Annotated in this window: 2 protein-coding genes; both read right to left on the bottom strand. The window is 21.9% G+C overall.

The genetic code is table 11. The features are described 5' to 3' along the window. Positions 1-174: 174 nt before the first annotated feature. The gene (locus F811_RS0100075; RefSeq protein WP_020003292.1) at positions 175-756 is read right to left on the bottom strand and encodes a glycoside hydrolase family 19 protein; all 582 of its coding nucleotides are present in this window, start codon (positions 754-756) and stop codon (positions 175-177) included. 164 nt (positions 757-920) lie between these two features. Then, the gene (locus tag F811_RS0100070) at positions 921-1,205 is read right to left on the bottom strand and encodes a hypothetical protein (protein WP_020003291.1); all 285 of its coding nucleotides are present in this window, start codon (positions 1,203-1,205) and stop codon (positions 921-923) included. Positions 1,206-1,366: the final 161 nt, after the last annotated feature.

Here is a 1,366-nt window from a genome sequence, read left to right as displayed (position 1 = left end):
AGATTATCTAAATATTTTTCATGAGAATCTAATCGTTCTTTAATTTCTTTCATAGTATTAATTAAACCATTGCCATTTGAACTGCCATCTTCATTTATTCCTATTCTATGACATATACTAGCTATTCGTTTATCTAAATCGCTTATGGTTGTTCTTGGCATATAATAAAAATCCTTAAATATCTTTGATTAATTCAAAACGTCTTATCCTATCCTGAAGCCCATTATATCCGCCGTTAATTTTTTTAGTAATTTCTTTAATATCTCTTATTCCAATTAAGCCTCTATTTTTATAATAGCAGCATGCAACTTCTGAAGCTGCATCTTTTTCTAATAATAAATCAGGATTATTAATTAAATCTAAACCTGTCAATTTTGAATATTTACTATAATTGTTTCTTCCTGTAAGCTGAATTATACCTCTGCCTATGAATTTATATCCGTCTCCTGCATTTATATTGCCTAAATCTTTTCTATTACCATAAACTAATTCTGCTATATATTTCCAGCCTTGAGAGCATATATTTTCAGCATTTTCTAATGTTTTTACTTTAGACGGAAAAACTTCTAAAAGTCTTTTAGGAGAATATTTAAAACTTTCTTTTAATACGGTAAAATTCTTACTTTCATGACTGGTTTGTGCTAAAAACATTTTTATATCATATTCATCAGTAATAGAGTATTTACTAAAATATTTTTCTAAACATGGAAGCCATTCAAGATTAATTTCTAATTTAATTAAATATTCTTTTATCATATTACAAACTCCGAATATATTTTATTAATATAAATTAGAAATATTTTAATGCAATATAGTTTGTTTTTTGATATGATATAATTACTAATAAAAAATGGTAGAAATTTATTAAGATCAAAATTTCTACCATTTTAATTTTTTATAATTACATTTAATAGTTTTATTTATAATTCCTCTTTTTCTGAATATCTATATGAAAAATTATATGATTTTATTGTTAATTTATTATTGTCATCAGATATTATAATATTTTTGGAATAAACATCATTAAATATAAATCGCATTTCATTTTTAAATTGAGCTTTATTATTTGTTATAATACCTTTATATCTTAAAATATTTAAAGTACTATTTCTAAATCTAATTTCTAAGCCAATATTATTTTCATCTAAAAAATCAACAAAACTATAACTCGCTAAATTACTATCTGTTATTGTATATGTTGCCATTATATTCTCCTTTAAAATTATTATATTGATAATATATATAAAGAAATCCTTGTAAAAGTCAAGCTAAATTTATTTTTTAATAATACTATTTTATAATATATTAGTTTATATATTTTTTGGCAATATTAAATTGTATCTTGAATTGAAATTAAACTGTGCTA

This window comes from Brachyspira innocens ATCC 29796, assembly GCF_000384655.1.
Classification (GTDB): Bacteria; Spirochaetota; Brachyspiria; order Brachyspirales; family Brachyspiraceae; genus Brachyspira; species Brachyspira innocens.
This window is presented reverse-complemented; position numbering and strand designations above follow the sequence as displayed.